Source organism: Duganella flavida (assembly GCF_009857445.1).
In the GTDB taxonomy this organism is placed as follows: Bacteria; Pseudomonadota; Gammaproteobacteria; order Burkholderiales; family Burkholderiaceae_D; genus Rugamonas; species Rugamonas flavida.
The window spans coordinates 51,291-67,933 of sequence record NZ_WWCN01000015.1 but is presented as its reverse complement, the minus strand read 5'-3'; the positions used below and the strand labels follow the sequence as shown (position 1 = coordinate 67,933).

The window sequence follows — 16,643 nt, the reverse complement described above, 5'->3', positions numbered from 1 at the left end:
CACTTATGAAACGACTTGGCCTGAAGCTGTCGCTGAACGACCCTCGCTGGGGGAAGGACAACAAGCCGCAGGCCAATGAAGGCAAGAAGCCCGGCGAGGGCCCGCCCGACATGGAACAGTTGTGGCGCGATTTTAACCAGCGCCTGAATGGCTTGTTCGGGCAAAAAAAACCAAACAACGATGACAACGGCGGCGGCAATGGCGGCGACGGTAATCGTCCTGACATCTCCGGCGGCGTGCGCGCGACGGCCGGCGCCATTGGCGCGGTGGTTGCGCTGATCTGGCTGGCCAGCGGCTCGTTCATCGTGCAGGAAGGCCAGACCGGCGTGGTCTACACCTTCGGCAAGGTAAGCCACACCACCGGCTCCGGTTTCAACTGGCGCTGGCCGTATCCGTTCCAGAGCGACGAGACGGTCAAGGTCTCGCAGATGCGCACGGTGGAAATTGGCTACCGTGGCAATGTCAAGAACAAGCAAACGCGCGAATCGCTGATGTTGACCGATGATGAAAACATCATCGACATCCAGTTCGCAGTGCAGTTCAAGCTGAAAGATCCGGTCGCATGGCTGATGAATAACCGCGACGAGGACGATACTGTGCGCCAGGTCGCCGAGACCTCGATCCGCGAAATCGTCGGCAAGAACAAGATGGACTTCGTGCTGTACGAAGGCCGCGACAAGGTGGCTTTCGAAACCCAGCAGCTGATGCAGCAGATCCTCGACCGCTACGCGTCGGGCGTGCTGATTTCCAGCGTCTCGCTGCAGGCCGTGCAGCCGCCGGAGCAGGTGCAGGTTGCCTTCGACGATGCGGTGAAAGCAGGGCAGGACCGCGAGCGCCAGAAGAACGAAGGCCAGGCTTACGCCAACGACGTGATTCCGAAAGCACGCGGTACTGCATCGCGCCTGCTGCAGGAAGCGGAAGGCTATCGCTCGATGGTGGTGGAAAACGCTACCGGTAATGCATCGCGCTTCAAGCAAGTGCTGGTCGAGTACCAGAAGGCGCCGGGCGTAACCCGCGACCGTATGTACCTCGACACCATGCAGCAGATTTTCTCCAGCGCCTCCAAGGTGATGGTGGATGCCAAGACCGGCAGCAACCTGCTGTACCTGCCGTTGGATAAGCTGATCGCCCAGGCGGCAGCCACCGATGCGCAAGCCGCCGCCGCGCGCGCTGCACAATCGGCGCCGGCAGCCACTACCACGCTGCCGTCGGAGCTGATGCCGTCGGTGGAAGTGAATCGCACGCGTGACTCGCGCTCGCGCGACTCCAGCTTACGTGACCGGGAGAGCCGTTAATGAATCGCATCGCTAGTACCGTCGTCCTGGCCTTTATCGCATTGATGCTGCTGTCGTCGACCGTGTTTGTGGTTGACCAGCGCAAGTACGCCATCGTGTTCGCGCTGGGCCAGATCAAAGAAGTCATTCGCGAACCGGGCCTGCATTTCAAACTGCCGCCGCCGTTCCAGAATGTGCTGCTGCTCGATAACCGCATCATGACCATCGAGTCGTCGGATCCTGAGCGCTTTATCACCGCCGAGAAGATGAACATCCTGGTGGACAGCTTCGTGAAGTGGCGTATCGGCCGCGGCGAGAATCAGCCCAAGCTGTATTACGTGACCTTCGGCGGCGATGAAGGCCGCGCGCGTGACCGTATGTCGCAAATCATCAAGGCAGCGCTGAACGAGGAAATCACCAAGCGCACCGTGGCGGAAGTGATCTCCGGCCAGCGTGGCAAGGTAATGGAGGGCATCCGCGCCAAGGTGGTGCAGGAGGCTGCGCAGATCGGCGTCGAGATCATCGACGTGCGTTTGAAACGCGTGGAATACGTAGAGCAGATCAACAACTCGGTGTACGAGCGTATGAAGGCTGAGCGTACCCGCGTGGCCAACGAAATGCGTTCGACCGGTTCGGCCGAGTCGGAGAAGATCCGCGCCGATGCTGATCGCCAGCGCTCCGTGATTCTGGCGGAAGCCTATCGCGACGCCGAGCAGATTCGCGGCGAGGGCGATGCGAAAGCATCGGCCATCTACGCCGATGCCTTTGGCCGCAACCCCGAGTTCTACAAGTTCTATCGCAGTCTGGAAGCCTATCGCACCACCTTCAAGAATCATGGTGACGTGATGGTGATGGATTCCAGCTCCGACTTCTTCAAATACTTCAAAGGCTCGGGCGCCGCCGGCGCCGCACCAGCTGCAGCCAAGAAGTAACAGTAGGGACCCCGCATCGGGACACTCATAAGGTGTCCCGATCGCATCTTTTTCCCCTCTAAAGACGCATTTTCGCGTAAAATATCAGGTTCGGCCTTCCAGTCTGGTGGCCGTGGCGTGCGCGCCGCATTGTTCATTTCTTAATTAATAGACCCATGCCAAATTGGCTGCTGCCCGAGAATATCGCCGACGTTTTGCCGTCGGAAGCACGCAAGATTGAAGAATTGCGTCGTCTGATGCTGGATAATTTCCGCTTGTATGGCTACGAGCTGGTAATGCCTCCGCTGCTGGAATACCTGGAATCGCTGCTGACCGGCGCCGGTGAAGATACCGACCTGCGCACCTTCAAGCTGGTGGACCAGCTGTCGGGCCGCATGCTTGGCCTGCGCCCGGACATGACCACGCAAGTGGCGCGCATTGACGCCCACTTGCTGAACCGCGCCTCGGTCACGCGCCTGTGCTACGCCGGCAGCGTGCTGCATACCCGTCCATCGGGCCTGCACGCCACCCGCGAGCCATTGCAGATCGGTTGCGAGATGTACGGCCATGCCGGCCTCGAAGCCGATGCGGAAATCCAGGAACTGGCATTGGCGTCGTTGGCGCTGGCCGGTTTCAATGAGGTGCGGCTGGACCTGACCCATGTCGGCGTGCTGCGCGCGCTGCTGGAGCAATGCCCGGCCGCCTTGCGCGATCAGGCTAAAATCCATGCTGCGCTGCGCGCCAAGGATGTGCCAGATTTGCAAGCCCTGACCAAGGATTACGCGCCGCTGGTGCGTGATGCTTTGCTGGCGTTGCCATCGTTGTACGGCGATATCGACGTGCTGGGCAAGGCACGCGAAGTGCTGCCGGACCTGCCTGGCGTCGCCAAGGCGCTGGCCGAACTGGCTGCGCTGGCGGCATCGGCCATCGGCCGTGCCCAGGTGGCGATCGACCTGGCCGACCTGCGCGGTTATCAGTATGAAAGCGGCGCGATGTTTGCGCTGTATGTACCAGGCTTGCCGAACGCGGTGGCGCGCGGCGGCCGTTACGATCACGTCGGCGAGGCTTTTGGCCGGGCACGTCCCGCCACCGGCTTCTCGCTCGATTTGCGCGAACTGGCGCGCTTGTTGCCGACCGCGGAGCGTAAGCATTCGATCCGCGCGCCGTGGGGCAATGCGCCAGAATTGAAGGAAAAAATCGCCGAACTGCGCAAGTCCGGCGAAGTGGTGATCCAGAGTATGCCGGGTCATAGCCACGAACTGGACGAGTTCGAGTGCGACCGCGCGCTGGTCCTCGACGAGAATAGTAGTAACTGGATTCTTAAAAACTTAGGTTAATGTGATGTCAAACAAAAACGCAAAAAACGTCGTCGTCATCGGTACCCAATGGGGCGATGAAGGTAAAGGCAAAATCGTCGACTGGCTGACTGACCACGCTCAAGGCGTGGTGCGCTTCCAGGGCGGCCACAACGCTGGCCACACGCTGGTTATCGGCGGCGTCAAAACTGCACTGCAGCTGATCCCGTCGGGCATCATGCGCCCAGGCGTGGCCTGCTACATCGGTAACGGTGTGGTAGTGTCGGTGCCGGACGTGCTGCGCGAAATCGACAAGCTGGAAGCGGTCGGCGTAGAAGTCGCCTCGCGCCTGAAAGTGTCGGACGCAGCCCCTGTGATCCTGCCATACCACTCGGCACTGGACCACGCGCGCGAAGCCGCTCGCGGCGACGCCAAGATCGGCACCACTGGCAAGGGCATCGGCCCTGCATACGAAGACAAGGTCGCCCGTCGCGCCATCCGTATCGCCGACCTGCTGAACGAAAAGCGTCTGGCTGAAAAGCTGAAAGAAAACCTGGACTACCATAACTTCGTGCTGGAGAACTATCTCAAAGCACCGAAGGTCGATTACCAGAAAACCCTGGACGACGCGCTGGCCTACGTGCCACGTCTGCGTCCTATGGTGACTGACGTGTCGAGCGCCCTGTACAAAGCCCACAAGGCCGGCGCCAATCTGCTGTTCGAAGGCGCGCAAGGCTCGCTGCTGGACGTTGACCACGGCACCTATCCGTTCGTCACCTCGTCGAACTGCGTGGCAGGCAATGCTGCTGCCGGCGCCGGCGTTGGTCCGAACATGCTGCACTACATCATGGGCATCACCAAGGCCTACACCACCCGTGTGGGTTCCGGTCCGTTCCCGTCGGAACTGCCGACCGATGCAGGCGTGGGCCACCACCTGGCGCAAGTTGGCCACGAGTTCGGCACCGTGACGGGCCGCGCCCGCCGCTGCGGCTGGTTCGACGCTGCGCTGCTGCGCCGCTCGGTCCAGATCAACGGCGTGACCGGCATGTGCCTGACCAAGCTGGATGTACTGGACGGCCTGGAAACCCTGAAGCTGTGCACCGGCTACACCATCGACGGCGAAGCAGTCGACATCTTCCCATCGGGCGCTGAAGAAGCCGCTCGCTGCGTGCCGGTGTACGAGGAAATGCCAGGCTGGAAAGACAGCACCGTCGGCGCCAAGACCATGGAAGCCCTGCCGGTTGCTGCCCGCAACTACATCAAGCGTATCGAAGAACTGGTCGGCGTGCCGATCGACATGGTATCGACTGGCCCGGATCGTGAAGAAACGATCGTGCTGCGTCATCCATTCGCATAAATAAGTAAGGAAAGTTATGACGACCCCACAATCCAACGAAAAACACCTCTGGGTATCCTGGGATGAATATCATCGCCTGATCGAGCGCCTGGCGCTCAAGGTGCATGAATCAGGCTGGAAATTTGACATGGTGCTGTGCCTGGCGCGCGGCGGCGTGCGTCCGGGCGATGTGTTCTCGCGTATCTTTGACGTACCGCTGGCGATCCTGTCGACCAGCTCGTACCGCGAAGACAAGGGCACCACCCAGGGCGATCTGGACATCGCCAAGTACATGACCATGACCAAGGGCCCACTGAGCGGCAAGATCCTGCTGGTCGATGACCTCGCGGATTCTGGCGTCACCCTGATCAAAGTCATGCAGCACTTGAAGGATAACTTCGAAGGCGTGACCGAGGTGAAATCGGCTGTCATCTGGACCAAGGGCAGCTCGGCTTTCCGTCCGGATTACCAGATGGAAGAACTGCCGCACAACCCGTGGATCCACCAGCCGTTTGAAGATTACGACGGCCTGCGCCCGCATCAGCTGGCCGCCTGGATCAAAAAAGGCGAGAGCAGCAACTAAGCCCTCCGGGGCCGCCCGTAAGGGCTTTTCATAGTTTGTGGTACAAAAACGACCCTTTGGGTCGTTTTTCATTTGGAATTACTTTTTGGAAACTTAGATTCCATTTTTTCATCACAAAGTGCACGAAATGAAATGACATTTCCACATTGTATGTTAAGATTGCTTTAAGTTAGAAAAAGGCAGCAAGCACAGACTTCGCGGCCGCCCCCAAGGCCAGGAATCTTCGCCACACAAAAATAAGGAAATTCTCATGAAACTCAAACATTTTGCTGCCGCTTCGCTGTGTGTTGCAGCCGGTGCATTCGCCGCGCCTGCCATGGCTGCCGTGAAGGTCTATGACATCACTCCAGTCGCCGCCAACACGCTGACCAACATCCTGACCAATCTGGATATCCACCAGTTCGACACGACGCTGGGCACGCTGACCAGCATCACCATCGAATACGGTTCGTCGGTGACCGGCAAAGTTGCGCTGAGCAATGCCGGCCCAAAAAACAAAAACACCACGGTCGGTCTGACCACCACCATGACCCTGACCGGCCCTGGTTCACTGTCCCTGGGCAGCGATTCCAAGAGCCTGTTTAGCGGTGTCGCTACCACCGCAGCGGCAGGCAGCTCGAACGTGATCAAGGCTTCCGGCTCGAGCCACCTGTCCAGCGCCTACTCTGTCGGCGCCGGCAACTTCTCCCTGTTCGAAGGTACCGGCAATGTGGTCGCCAGCCTGGCGATCAACGCGGTAGGCACCTCGGTCGGCCAGACCGGCATCGTCTCGAAATTCACCACGCTGGCTGATGGTATCGGTAAAGTTACCTACACCTACACCGCCGCTCCAGTGCCAGAACCAGAAACCTACGGCATGCTGCTGTTGGGCCTGGGTGTTGTGGCATTCGCTGCCAAGCGTAAATCGCGCTCGGCCCAAGCCTGATACGCCAACCCGACAACTAAGAATCTGGATCTCACTATGAAAAACTACTCGAAAACCCTGTTCGCCGCAGCGGCTCTGACTTTCGCCCTGGGCGCTAACGCCGGTGTGGTCACCGTGACCTCGAATACCGCTGTCGACGTTGAGAACTTCGACGGTGATCTGTCGATCGCCAAGTTCGACCATACGCTGGGTACTCTGACCAGCGTGAAATTCGAACTGTTCAACAGCCTGTACGGCAGCATCACCGTCACCAATGACGGCCCTAGCGAAGGCAAGTTCACCGTGACGGCCGGCGGCCAGATCGATGGCGACGTGCTGGGCAGCGTGCTGAGCACCAGCGGCTCGATCACCAAGAACTTCACCCTGGCTTCGGGTGACACCGGCAGCGTTACGCTGGCGCCATGGACCGTCAGCAATTCGCTGACCCTGTCGTCGCCTGCCGCACTGGCAGCCTTCACCGGCCCAGGCACCTACCACGCCCTGCTGACCGGCTGGTCGACCGCCGATAGCTCGGGTACCGGCAACGCCACCTACGATCCGATCGTGACCATGGACGGCTACGCTAAAGTCACCTATACCTACGAAACCGCCCCAGTTCCAGAACCAGAAACCTACGCCATGATGTTGGCTGGCCTGGGCCTGGTAGGCGCCTTCGCTCGCCGCCGGAAGTCGGCATAAGCTGAATCTGGTGGTACACTCAAACGGGAGCTTCGGCTCCCGTTTTTCTTTTCTACTTTGAGATTCCATGACCCAGGATTTTTTCCAGACCTTCATCCTCTTGCTGCTGGTGACCGACCCGTTCGGTAATGTGCCGCTGTTTGCCAGCGTGCTCAATCCCGTGCCGCCGTCGCGCCGCCCGCGCATCGTCGTGCGCGAATGCGCGATTGCCTTTGTGCTGCTGCTGATCTTCATGTTCTTCGGCCGCCACTTCCTGGCCGCGCTGCACCTGTCGGAAGTAGCGCTGCGCATCGGCGGCAGCGTGATCCTGCTGCTGATCTCGATCCGCATGATCTTCCCGCATCCGGACGGCGTACTGGGCCGCACGGATGGCGGCGAGCCCTTCATCGTGCCGCTGGCGATTCCTGCGCTGGCCGGGCCGTCGGCGCTGGCCACGGTGCTGCTGTTCTCGCGCGAGAGCACCGGTGAGGTGCTGGTGCACGTGGCGGCGCTGGCGGCGGTGGGTGTGGTGTGGCTGGCGGTGTTCCTGAGCGCCGAGAAGCTGCAGAAAGTGCTCGGCCCGCAAGTGATGACGGCCTTCGAGCGCCTGATGGGCCTGATCCTGACAGCGATGTCGGTGGAGATGCTGCTGGGCGGCATCCGCGAGTTTGTGAAGACGTTGTAACAGTAGGGGCGGGCGCTTGACGCCCGCTTTTTTCAGGCTTATATTTAGATAAGTGTCTAATTAGATGATTGCCTAATGACTGCTGCCAACAACGCCTTCAAAGCCATCGCCGATCCCGCGCGGCGCGAAATCCTGCGCCTGCTGCGTAGCGGCGAGATGACGGCTGGCGAACTGGCGCAACACTTCGACATGAGCAAGCCCACCATGTCGCATCACTTTGCCGTGCTGTCCGAAGCCGACCTGATCACGCGTCGGCGCGAAGGGCAAACCATCTGGTATGGCCTCAACACTACGGTGCTGCAGGACGTGCTGGCGTGGATGATGGACCTCACCGGCGACCAACCAAAAGGAAAAAAGAAATGAAGCCTCGCGCCTTATTGCTGTGCATCCTGATGATCCTGGCCATGACGGCCGTCACCGCTTACTACTACCCGTCGCTGCCGGAGATTATGCCGACGCACTGGAACTATGCCGGGCAGGTCGATGGCTACGGTGCGCGCTGGCAGCTGTGGATCGTCGGTCCGGTGGTCATGAGCGCCTTCCTGCTGTTGGCGATTGCACTGCCGTGGCTGTCGCCCAAGCAGTTTGAGGTGCAGAACTCCGGCGCCACCTATGGCTACCTGATGGCAATCCCGATTGCCCTGTTTGGTGCGATCGAGTTATTCATGCTGTACAGCGCGCTGGGCGTGAAGCTGGACGTGGTGCACGTGATTCCGGCGCTGGTGTTCGTGGTGCTTATCCTGATGGGTAACCCGATGGGCAAGGTGCGACGCAATTTCTTCATCGGCGTGCGCACGCCCTGGACGCTGGCCAGCGAGCACGTCTGGTACGCCACGCACCGGCTGACGGGCAAGCTGATGGTGGGCAGCGGTGTATTGGGCCTGCTGGCTGCGTGGCTGGGCGCGCCCCACTGGCTGCTGCTGGTGCTGATGATGGCATGGGGGCTGCTGGCCGCCGGCTACTCGCTACTGCTGTACAAACGTCTTCCTCAATAAACGGAGAAAAGTATGAAGCTGTTGCTGTCCTTGATGATGTTGTCCTCGTCTGTGCTGGCGGCGTCGCGGCCGGTGTCGCTGGATGTGGGCGGTGGCACCGTCTACGGCACCGAGCTGACGCCCGATGGCGTGAGCGGCAAAGTGCCGGTGGTGCTGCTGCATTCCGGCTCCGGCCCGACCGACCGCGATGGTAATAACAAGCTGCTGCCGGGGCCTAACGACTCGCTGAAGATGGTGGCGGAAGGCTTGGCGCGGCAGGGCATCGCCTCGGTGCGCTACGATAAGCGCGCCATCGCCTCCAGCGCGCTGCCGGTGTGGAAGGAAGAGAACCTGCGTCTTGATGATTACGTTGGCGATGCAGCCGCGTGGCTACGCAAGCTGCGCGCCGATGGCCGTTTCTCGCGCGTGGTAATGGCGGGGCATAGCGAAGGTGCGCAGATCGCCGCCGAAGCATGTGCGCAGGGTGGGGCGGATGCCTGCGTGCTGATCGCCGGCGCCGGCCATCCGCTGGACGAGATCCTGCGCGACCAGCTGAAGGAACAGCTGCCGCCAGCGTTGCTGGGCGAGAGTGACGACATTCTCGCGTCGCTCAAGCAGGGCAAGACCGTGGACAGAGTACCACCGCCGTTGATGGCGCTGTATCGCCCGGACGTGCAGCCATATTTGATCTCCACCTTCCAGCACGATCCGCGCAAAGCGATTGCCGCGCTGAAGATACCGGTGCTGATCCTGCAAGGCACTTCGGACCTGCAAGTGCCGCAAGACGAAGCGAAGGCGCTATCCACCGCCGCCCCGGGCGCGAAACTGGTGATCGTGCAAGGCATGAACCACCTGCTGAAAATCGTCGGCGACGACCAGGCCCTCCAGCAAAAATCCTACGCCAGCCCGGACCTGCCAGTCGCCCCACAGTTGATTGACGCCTTGAGCACCTTCGTCAAGACGCCGTAATAATCAGGCGATATTGTCGGCGCCCGGTGCGCCGAATAGCTGCTGCTTGAGGATGTGGAGCTGGTCGCGAACTTGCGCGGCCTTTTCGAATTCCAGATTCTTGGCGTGATCGAGCATGGCTTTTTCGAGGCGCTTGATCTCCTTGCTGATCTGCTTCTCGCTCATGGATTCGTACTTGGCCGTCTCCTGCGCGACTTCCAGTTCTTCCTTCGCGCCTTTCTCGCTGTAGACGCCGTCGATCATGTCCTTGATGATCTTCTTCACGCCGCGCGGCACAATGCCGTTGGCTTCATTGAAGGCGATCTGCTTGGCGCGGCGACGTTCGGTCTCGCCGATGGCGCGTGTCATCGAATCGGTCATGCGGTCCGCATACAGCAGTGCTACACCGTTCAGGTTACGCGCGGCGCGGCCGATGGTCTGGATCAGCGAACGTTCGGAGCGCAGGAAGCCTTCCTTGTCCGCATCCAGAATCGCTACCAGCGATACCTCCGGCAAGTCCAGACCTTCGCGCAGCAAGTTAATCCCGACCAGCACATCGAAGGTGCCGATGCGCAGGTCGCGCAGCAGTTCCACGCGTTCCACGGTTTCGATATCGCTGTGCAGGTAGCGCACTTTGATGCCATGGTCGCTCAGGTATTCGGTCAGCTGTTCCGACATGCGCTTGGTCAGCGTGGTGACCAGCACGCGCTCGTTCTTGGCTACGCGGTCGGTGATCTCGGACATCAGGTCATCGACCTGCGACAGGGCAGGGCGCACGATCACCAGCGGGTCCACCAGGCCGGTCGGACGCACCACCTGCTCGACTACTTGATCCGCGCGTTTCTTTTCGTAGTCCGCTGGCGTGGCCGAGACGAATACCGTCTGTCGCATCTTCTGCTCGAACTCTTCGAATTTCAGCGGGCGGTTATCCAATGCCGACGGCAGGCGGAAGCCATAATCTACAAGGTTGGTTTTGCGCGAACGGTCGCCGTTGTACATGGCGCTCAATTGGCCCACCAGCACGTGCGATTCGTCGAGGAACATCAGCGCATCTTTCGGCAGGTAGTCCACCAGCGTTGGTGGTGGTTCGCCGGCTTTCGCGCCGCTCAGATGGCGCGAGTAGTTTTCGATGCCCTTGGTGAAGCCGATTTCCGCCATCATCTCCAGGTCGAAACGGGTGCGCTGTTCAAGGCGCTGTTCTTCAATCAGCTTGTTCTCCTTGCGGAAGAACTCCAGCCGCTCGCGCAGTTCCAGCTTGATGGTTTCGATCGCGCGCAGCACGGTCGAACGCGGCGTCACGTAGTGCGAGCCCGGATACACGGTGAAGCGCGGGATCTTTTGCTTGACTCGGCCGGTCAGCGGGTCGAATAGCTGGATCGATTCCAGCTCGTCGTCCCACAGTTCCAGGCGCACTGCGAGGTCCGCATTCTCGGCCGGGAAAATATCGAGCGTATCGCCGCGCACGCGGAAGGTGCCGCGGCCGAAGTCCACTTCATTGCGCGTGTACTGCATCTGGATCAGGCGCGCGATGATGTCGCGCTGCGACACGCGATCCTTCTGGCGCAAGGTCAGGATCATCTGGTGATACTCGCTCGGATTACCGATACCGTAGATGGCCGACACGGTGGCCACGATCACCACATCGCGCCGCTCCATCAGTGACTTGGTGCACGACAGTCGCATTTGCTCGATGTGCTCATTGATGGACGAATCCTTTTCAATGAACAGGTCACGCTGCGGCACGTAGGCTTCCGGCTGGTAGTAATCGTAGTAGGACACGAAGTATTCGACCGCATTCTCCGGGAAGAACTCGCGGAACTCCGAGTACAGTTGCGCGGCCAGTGTTTTGTTCGGCGCGAACACGATAGCCGGGCGGCCCTTGCGCGCAATGACGTTGGCCATGGTGTAGGTCTTGCCGGAGCCGGTTACGCCGAGCAGCGTCTGGAAGAATAAACCGTCGTCGATGCCTTCGCACAGCTGATCGATCGCGGCCGGCTGATCGCCTGCGGGCGGGAAGGGCTGGTGTAATTTGAAGGGCGAATCCGGGAACGTCACCACGGTTGCCTTCGGAATATCTGCTACAGGTAAATCAGCCATCTTGCTCAGACCTTTGTTAGAATAATGGCCTGTCAGCGGCCTGAAGTCGTTATTTTAAGGGCGCTGTCTATACATCTCTGCTGCGAACCGCTTCCAATTGAATCCAATCTTATCATGACGAATCCTAGCTTGTTCAGTGCCATCGACATGGCGCCACGCGACCCTATCCTGGGCATTACCGAAGCCTTTAACGCCGACCAAAACCCACAGAAAATCAATCTGGGTGTTGGCGTTTATTATGACGACAACGGTAAAGTGCCGCTGCTATCGTGCGTGCAGAAAGCGGAAGAAATCCTGATCGCGACGCCAGCGCCGCGCACCTACCTGCCGATCGAAGGCCTGGCTGCCTACGACAAGGCGGTGCAAGAGCTGGTATTTGGCGCCGACAGCGCCGTATTGCAAGAGAAGCGTGCCGTCACTGTGCAAGCCATCGGCGGCACCGGCGCCCTGAAAATCGGCGCCGACTTCCTGAGGCGCTTTGCGCCAGACGCGGAAGTCTACATCAGCGACCCAAGCTGGGAAAACCACCGCGCGCTGTTTGAAAGCGCCGGCTTCAAAGTCAACAACTACGCCTATTTCGACGCGGCCACCCACGGCGTGAACTTCGCCGGCATGATCGCCGACATCAAGGCCATGCCAGCCGGCGCCATCGTGCTGCTGCACGCTTGCTGCCACAACCCGACCGGCGCCGACCTGACCTCGGCCCAGTGGGATGAAGTCATCGCTGCTGTGACCAATGGCGGCCTGGTGCCGTTCCTGGATATGGCTTACCAGGGCTTTGGTGCTGGCATCGCAGAAGACGGCGCTGTCGTGCGCCGCTTCGCTGCTGCCGGCGGCCCGCTGCTGGTATCGAACTCGTTCTCCAAATCGTTCTCGCTGTACGGCGAGCGCGTGGGCGCGCTGAGCGTGGTGGCTGCCACCTCGGAAGAAGCGGCTCGCCTGATGTCGCAACTGAAGCGCGTGGTGCGCACCAACTACTCCAACCCACCGGTCCACGGCGGCAAGGTAGTAGCAACCGTGCTGACCACCCCGGAACTGCGTCAGATGTGGGAAGACGAACTGGCTGCGATGCGCGTGCGCATCAAGGAAATGCGCGAAGCGTTTGTGGTCAAGCTGCAGGCCAAGGGCCACGACTTCGCCTTCGTGCGCGACCAGATCGGCATGTTCTCGTACTCGGGTCTGAGCAAGGCACAAGTGGAAACGCTGCGCGCCAAGTCGATCTATGCTGTGGACACCGGCCGCATCTGCGTCGCCGCGCTGAATTCGCGTAATATCGATATCGTTATTGACGCCATCGCCGAAGTCCTTTAAAATCTTGTTTCTTCGCGTTGAGCTGCAAAGCTTGATACGAAAGGCAGCATGAAATACCGCAGTAAATTGCACCTTGCTGGTGTGAAAGAAACAGTATAAAATGTTGCCTCTAATCCCTGATAGCTCAGTTGGTAGAGCGACGGACTGTTAATCCGCAGGTCCCTGGTTCGAGTCCAGGTCGGGGAGCCAGAACACATAAAAGCCCATCCTTTCGAGGTTGGGCTTTTTGCATTCCGGCAGTCTTTTTTGATGCGAGCAACGACAGCTCGGCGTTCAAGACCAATACTGCCCAGTTCGCGCTGGATAAGATTGTGTTGACCATTGCCGTGCCTGAGCTGAAAACCTGCGCCATGCTGCTGGCGGGTTTGCGCTTGGTGGGCGTCATTTCCCGTCGTCGTAAAGTGGCATAAAAAAAATTAGCCAAATCCGGATTCGGCGGATATAATTCCGGCCTCACTTCCCTGATAGCTCAGTTGGTAGAGCGACGGACTGTTAATCCGCAGGTCCCTGGTTCGAGTCCAGGTCGGGGAGCCAGAACTTAGAAAGCGGCCACACAAGAAATCGTGTGGCCGCTTTTGCTTTTGGCCTGAAAATATTTTTCACCTTCTATTTTTGCGAACGGAACGGGAATCTTAGCTGATTCAGAAAGCCATCCGGCATGTAGTCGCCCTGCACGCCATATTTCTCGGGGAAGCCTTTTTGGCCCTTAATCGCCGTGCCGAACAGGTGATCCAGGAAAGCATAGTGCGCCGCATAGTTGCGGTCGATCGCGACATCGTCGGAAGAGTGGTGCCAGTGGTGGAAGTCCGGCGTGACGATCAGATAGCGCAGTGGCCCCCACGGCAGGTGGACATTGGCATGATTGAACACTGCCTGGAAGCCGACGATGATGATGTAGGCGTCCATCACGCCTTTCTCAAAGCCCAGCACGTACAGCGCACCCAGGACACCGACGCGAGTGCAGATCAGCTCCAGGATGTGTTGGCGCGAGCCGGCCAGCCAGTCCATGGTCTTCGCTGAATGGTGTACCGCGTGAAACTTCCACAGGAACGGGACTTCGTGATAGCTGCGATGGAACCAGTATTGCACCAGGTCGGCCGCCAGGATGCACAGCAGCAGTTGCGGCAGGAAGGGGATAGCCTGTACAGCGTTATGCACGGTATCGTTCTGCATCCAGCCGAACAGGCGGTGGATGACGAAGTTCACCGTCAGCAGCGCCAGGCCGACGATGAAGTGGTTGACGGCAAAGTGCACCATGTCGGTCTGCCATTCTTTGCGGAAGAGCAGCTGGCCTTTGTAGAGCGGGAAGATTTTTTCCAAGGCGGCGAAGATGGCAGTTGACCCCAGCAGGTCGAGGATGAACCAGTCCAGGCCAATGTAGGGCGTATGGTCGGGGAAGTCGGCAACCGGCACATGCGAACCACCAGCCGCCACACTGATCAGCACCAGCACGCCCGCGACCGCATTCAGGCTGCGCTTGCGTTTGAACAGCACGTTGAGCAGGCTGATAGAGCCGGACAATACCAGCGCGGCGAACATGATATGGCGGATCACGTCGGGCGAGTAGGCGTGCCTCAGTTCGGGCGTGGTCAGGTACTGCGGATAATGGAAGGCCGCCACGCCCAGCAAGCACAATATCGCCAGCGTCAATGCCAGTACGCCACTGGCTAGTCCCAATCCTTTCGGCAGCGGTCCGCTTTGCCTGAGCAGTTCACCCGTCTCCTGTACCGCATTACTGACGTGATCGATGACCTTGTTCTTCATTCAGTTCCTCCTGCTGTTGCAGCTGTGAAATTTTCTAAATGATAACTCGATTTGATGCAAGTAGGTACGTGGGAGAGACTAGACAGGTTTTGTCGTGATGCCTATAATGCAGCCTCTTTTCCCTGATAGCTCAGTCGGTAGAGCGACGGACTGTTAATCCGCAGGTCCCTGGTTCGAGTCCAGGTCGGGGAGCCAGAATAAAGAAAAGCCCAATCCTTACAGGTTGGGCTTTTTGCATTGCGGGGCCAATTTAAAGCCGGCGGCTAGCGCCGGCTGCTAAGGCCGGGCTTACAGGCTCTTCACCTTCAGGGTCTGGTCCGGCGTTTTGATGTTGAACAGGCGGTCGATGTTGGGATGTTTGCCCGGGTTGGTGAGGGCGTCCTGGGTGTGTTCGGCGTAAATCTTCAGGCCCAGTTCGGCTGCTTCCGGCGTGACTGCAGTGAAGGTCTCGGCCAGCCAGTGATAAACCCGGAGTGATCCCGCTTGGCCTGGTTTGTTTTCGATTTTGGCCACGACGGCGCCGGACTGGTCGGCCAGTTCGACGGCGGCCACCGCATCCAGTGCCGGAAGCTGGGACAGGTTGTCGGAAAATTTATCGCTGAAGTTTGGTTGCATAAGTTCTCTTGCAAATGTTCATGGGGTTAAAGCAGTATTTTGTCATATGCGGCGTTTTGTTGCCGTATAGCTTTTATCATGGCAGAAAACAGCTTCCAGAAAACGCATACGGCCTATAAATTCTGAGGTGGCTGGCTCAATGGGGCGATGCCGTCCTAGTTCGGCGCCAGTATCAATGATTCGCAAGTGCCTTTTAGCCGATGCTCGGTCTTGCTCACGCCGGGCCGCAACCAGATAGAGCTTGGGCCGATGGCGCGGATTGAGCGCCAGGATCCGCACAATCCGGTGTTGGAGCTGCACCCACTGTTGATCCAGACCATGGAGCAGTGGAACCGGTGGTGCCGGGTGCGGCGGCGGGCGCGTTCTCGCCCACGGCGCGACGTTGATGTCGAGATGGAGAAGCTGCTGAATGCCAAGTGCGACGAGATGCTGCTCAACCGCTTCCGGTGGGGCTGGTCACTTTCTGCTATGGACGCAACAAAAAACCACTTTTGTGTACGGCAGGTGGGGTGATGGCTAGAATTTAATTGTCAATATTATAATTTGTCGTTATGCTGGCCGTTCACTTTTCCGGACCGAGAGACCCGCATGGAAGCGCAAGGTTCACTATTGCTGGCGCTGTATCGCGGCGCGCGCACCATGTCCGCCGCCGCATTTCCGGAATTTGCGTTGGACCTGCTGAAAAGTGCTGGTAGCGAAGATGCGGAGCGTGGCGCCTTGCAGGAGCTGCTGCCGCATCTGCAGGAAGCCTTGCACATCAACGCCCAGGCCGCCAAGGATGAGGCGTCGCATGGTGACCTGGTAGTCGCGTATTACGACGGCGCGGTGCAGTTTTGCGGCCCTGCCTTCCACGCGCTGGCACAGCTGGAGTGGCCGGACTGGCGCGGGCAGCAGCTGCCGGAGGAATTGATGGCAGCGCTGGCCGGGCAGGGCGCATCGTATGCCGGTCGCCATCTGCTGGTGGCGTGCACGGTGCGCGAGCGCTGGCTGTACCTGCGCGCACGCAAGCACTTCAAATTTGCCCAGCTCTCGCCGCGCGAACTGGAAGTGGCGCGCTGCTATGCTGGCGGCCTGTCGTCCAAGGAGGTGGCGCAGCAGCTGGGGCTGGCGCCGGCCACAGTGCGCAATTTCCTGCAGAAGGTCTACCAGAAGCTGGCCGTGAGCGACAAGGCGCAGCTGGCCAACGCCATCGCCGCCAGCGAAGTGGCGCCCGATATTGGGCGTAAATCTCACACAATTACGCGATTCCTATAGACGAGAATCTTGCC

At 59.5% G+C, this 16,643-nt stretch carries 17 protein-coding genes and 3 tRNA genes; 17 read left to right on the top strand and 3 right to left on the bottom strand.

Features of this window, described 5'->3' with window-relative positions:
- Positions 1-5 precede the first annotated feature (5 nt).
- From hflK to GTP46_RS21995, 11 genes are all read left to right on the top strand, one after another.
- Positions 6-1,295, top strand: a complete 1,290-nt coding sequence (gene hflK, locus GTP46_RS22045; RefSeq protein ID WP_229259055.1) for an FtsH protease activity modulator HflK — start codon at positions 6-8, stop codon at positions 1,293-1,295.
- Complete coding sequence (hflC, locus tag GTP46_RS22040) at positions 1,295-2,206, top strand: protease modulator HflC (protein ID WP_161008771.1); 912 nt, start codon at positions 1,295-1,297, stop codon at positions 2,204-2,206. Before hflK ends, hflC begins: the two co-directional genes overlap by 1 nt.
- Positions 2,207-2,361: 155 nt before the next feature.
- Complete coding sequence (locus tag GTP46_RS22035) at positions 2,362-3,522, top strand: ATP phosphoribosyltransferase regulatory subunit (RefSeq protein WP_161008770.1); 1,161 nt, start codon at positions 2,362-2,364, stop codon at positions 3,520-3,522.
- Between the two features lie 4 nt (positions 3,523-3,526).
- Entirely contained in the window at positions 3,527-4,837 is a 1,311-nt protein-coding gene (locus GTP46_RS22030; protein ID WP_161008769.1) for an adenylosuccinate synthase, read from the top strand.
- A 16-nt stretch (positions 4,838-4,853) separates the two neighbouring features.
- Positions 4,854-5,399: a phosphoribosyltransferase gene (locus GTP46_RS22025; protein ID WP_161008768.1), complete on the top strand. Its 546-nt coding sequence runs from the start codon at positions 4,854-4,856 to the stop codon at positions 5,397-5,399.
- A gap of 250 nt (positions 5,400-5,649) precedes the next feature.
- Positions 5,650-6,324, top strand: coding sequence for a PEP-CTERM sorting domain-containing protein (locus tag GTP46_RS29940; protein ID WP_161008868.1), 675 nt, complete (start codon positions 5,650-5,652; stop codon positions 6,322-6,324).
- Positions 6,325-6,360: 36 nt separating this feature from the next.
- Positions 6,361-7,002 (top strand): choice-of-anchor E domain-containing protein, encoded by a 642-nt coding sequence (locus GTP46_RS29935; RefSeq protein ID WP_161008867.1) that lies wholly within the window; start codon positions 6,361-6,363, stop codon positions 7,000-7,002.
- A 67-nt stretch (positions 7,003-7,069) separates the two neighbouring features.
- Complete coding sequence (locus GTP46_RS22010) at positions 7,070-7,666, top strand: MarC family protein (protein WP_161008767.1); 597 nt, start codon at positions 7,070-7,072, stop codon at positions 7,664-7,666.
- A gap of 75 nt (positions 7,667-7,741) precedes the next feature.
- Positions 7,742-8,029, top strand: a complete 288-nt coding sequence (locus GTP46_RS22005; RefSeq protein WP_161008766.1) for an autorepressor SdpR family transcription factor — start codon at positions 7,742-7,744, stop codon at positions 8,027-8,029.
- On the top strand, positions 8,026-8,661 hold the full coding sequence (locus GTP46_RS22000; RefSeq protein ID WP_161008765.1) for an SdpI family protein: 636 nt from the start codon (positions 8,026-8,028) through the stop codon (positions 8,659-8,661). Before GTP46_RS22005 ends, GTP46_RS22000 begins: the two co-directional genes overlap by 4 nt.
- A 12-nt stretch (positions 8,662-8,673) precedes the next feature.
- Positions 8,674-9,609: an alpha/beta hydrolase gene (locus GTP46_RS21995; RefSeq protein WP_161008764.1), complete on the top strand. Its 936-nt coding sequence runs from the start codon at positions 8,674-8,676 to the stop codon at positions 9,607-9,609.
- 3 nt (positions 9,610-9,612) lie between these two features.
- Here GTP46_RS21995 and uvrB read toward each other — a convergent pair whose 3' ends face one another.
- On the bottom strand, positions 9,613-11,685 hold the full coding sequence (uvrB, locus tag GTP46_RS21990; RefSeq protein WP_161008763.1) for an excinuclease ABC subunit UvrB: 2,073 nt from the start codon (positions 11,683-11,685) through the stop codon (positions 9,613-9,615).
- A 114-nt stretch (positions 11,686-11,799) separates the two neighbouring features.
- On the opposite strand from uvrB, the gene GTP46_RS21985 reads away from it, so the two are divergent.
- The 3 genes from GTP46_RS21985 (at position 11,800) to GTP46_RS21975 (ending at position 13,530) form a co-directional block, all read left to right on the top strand.
- The gene (locus GTP46_RS21985) at positions 11,800-12,996 is read left to right on the top strand and encodes an amino acid aminotransferase (protein ID WP_202414394.1); all 1,197 of its coding nucleotides are present in this window, start codon (positions 11,800-11,802) and stop codon (positions 12,994-12,996) included.
- A 113-nt stretch (positions 12,997-13,109) separates the two neighbouring features.
- Positions 13,110-13,185: transfer RNA gene (locus GTP46_RS21980), tRNA-Asn, on the top strand.
- Between the two features lie 269 nt (positions 13,186-13,454).
- A tRNA-Asn gene (locus GTP46_RS21975) sits at positions 13,455-13,530 on the top strand.
- 72 nt (positions 13,531-13,602) lie between these two features.
- On the opposite strand, the gene GTP46_RS21970 is transcribed toward GTP46_RS21975, so the two are convergent.
- Positions 13,603-14,760: a sterol desaturase family protein gene (locus GTP46_RS21970; RefSeq protein WP_161008762.1), complete on the bottom strand. Its 1,158-nt coding sequence runs from the start codon at positions 14,758-14,760 to the stop codon at positions 13,603-13,605.
- Positions 14,761-14,879: 119 nt separating this feature from the next.
- On the opposite strand from GTP46_RS21970, the gene GTP46_RS21965 reads away from it, so the two are divergent.
- Positions 14,880-14,955, top strand: a tRNA-Asn gene (locus tag GTP46_RS21965).
- A 93-nt stretch (positions 14,956-15,048) separates the two neighbouring features.
- On the opposite strand, the gene GTP46_RS21960 is transcribed toward GTP46_RS21965, so the two are convergent.
- A complete protein-coding gene (locus GTP46_RS21960) occupies positions 15,049-15,375 on the bottom strand; it encodes a DUF2322 family protein (RefSeq protein ID WP_161008761.1) in 327 nt (108 codons plus the stop codon).
- A gap of 210 nt (positions 15,376-15,585) precedes the next feature.
- Between GTP46_RS21960 and GTP46_RS21955 the strand changes: the two genes are divergently transcribed.
- Both GTP46_RS21955 and GTP46_RS21950 read left to right on the top strand, forming a co-directional pair.
- Positions 15,586-15,888, top strand: a complete 303-nt coding sequence (locus GTP46_RS21955) for a hypothetical protein (RefSeq protein WP_161008760.1) — start codon at positions 15,586-15,588, stop codon at positions 15,886-15,888.
- A 75-nt stretch (positions 15,889-15,963) separates the two neighbouring features.
- Complete coding sequence (locus tag GTP46_RS21950; protein WP_161008759.1) at positions 15,964-16,629, top strand: helix-turn-helix transcriptional regulator; 666 nt, start codon at positions 15,964-15,966, stop codon at positions 16,627-16,629.
- The last annotated feature ends 14 nt before the right edge of the window (positions 16,630-16,643 follow it).